1 protein-coding gene is annotated in these 1530 nt (G+C 48.2%); it reads right to left on the reverse strand.

The genetic code is table 11. The features are described from left to right. Positions 1–1530: type VI secretion system Vgr family protein (locus IM753_RS12730; protein WP_194109442.1), on the reverse strand; the 1530-nt coding region annotated here is incomplete at both ends.

Consider the following 1530-nt stretch of genomic DNA (forward strand, 5'->3'; position numbering starts at 1 on the left):
TAGGTTGTCTTGGTTATCATCAGTGCGATTGTCTACAAGGTGTCTTTGGGTGAGTGTGGGTTTATCCCAGTGGAACTTGACTTTGATGCGACCGTATTGGTCGGTGTGTATCTCTTCACCTTCTGGGGCGACAACAGTGGCGGTTTGGGTACGGGCAATGGGTCTTGGGCAGGGGGTTGTGGGTACAAGCGGATGTGTGGCAGGGTATGCGGTGAAGCTTGTATCGGCGGTGTAGTACTGATGGGTGTTGTTGTCTTCATCGATGGGCTTGATGCTCATCTGTAAGGCGTAGACAACCCAGTCGGTATTCATGCTTTGATTGGGATGACCTGTTAGGGTAAATAGGTGAGCGATTTGTATGCCCTTTAGTCTGCCATGTGCTGTGGCACTTAGGCTTTGATGTTGATAAGAGGCGGTGAGCTGTTCGTTTCGTGTGACTATCTCGTCATTGCCTGCTCGTCTGCCTTGATGCCATTCATAGCGTTGTAGGTGATGGATGAGTGCCTGATGTGGTTTGTGTGTGTCAGTTTGTGCCTCTTTGATGGTATCATGAGCCATTAGGGGCTCACCTGGGGTTTTAAACTGATAATCAGATAAGAGACTTTGGGCGCAGGTCAGTATGCTTTTGGGGGTAAAGTGCTCTAGGTATTCTGCATACTCTGGCATGCGCTGATTGGGCGGGTAGAGTGTTAGGGTGTCATAAAAGGGATTGGCATGTCTTTTTAGATGACTGACATGGTCGGTGATGATTAGGGTGTGGTTGTCTTTGGTGTGTTCAAAGTAAAAGCTGATGCCATGCTCACTCATGAGGCGAGTGATGAATGCGTGGTCTGATTCGTCATATTGGGTTTGGTAGTCTTGTACAGGATAGTCATGGGTGAGTTCAAACTGCCAAGGATAGGGGTAGCAGGATAATACCTCTTCGATGATTTGTGGAATGGATTTGTGTTGGTGGATGTGGTAGTTATTTGTTTTGGTGAGTAGGTAAGTCCATGGAGATAAGGTGAGTTCATAGACGGCATGCCTGTGATGGGTGGTGAGTTTGGCACAGCCGGTGATGATGCCATGTCTTATGACTTGTCCTGTGATGGTTCTATCGTCGATGGGGTGTTTGTCATTTAAGTCAAGGGATATGCCTAAGGGGGTACCGATGAGGGCGGTTAGGTCTAAGTGAGAGGCGACGCTTTGGTAGGAGATGGTGCCTTGGTGGGAAGGCATGTGGGGTGTGTGGGAGACATGAGAAGAATGGAGAGAAGAGAGAGAATGGGAAGAAGAGAGAGAAGTGTCATTGTCTTTGGGGTGGATGATACTGCCATGATAAGCTTCAAAACTGACATAACCTTCTAGTCCCTCTATGCCATGGGCAGGGTTGCCATGTTCGTCTTTGGCTTTGACGATGAGTTTGTATTCAAACAGTCCGTTGATGCTCTCTACCCCCTGTAAGCTGTCGAACCATAGATAAGGGGTGCCAGATACACTTTTGGGCAGATAAAGAGAGTGTAGATGAGCACGATGGTTCATGGGGATGTC

Source organism: Moraxella sp. K127 (genome assembly GCF_015223095.1).
Lineage (GTDB): Bacteria > Pseudomonadota > Gammaproteobacteria > Pseudomonadales > Moraxellaceae > Moraxella.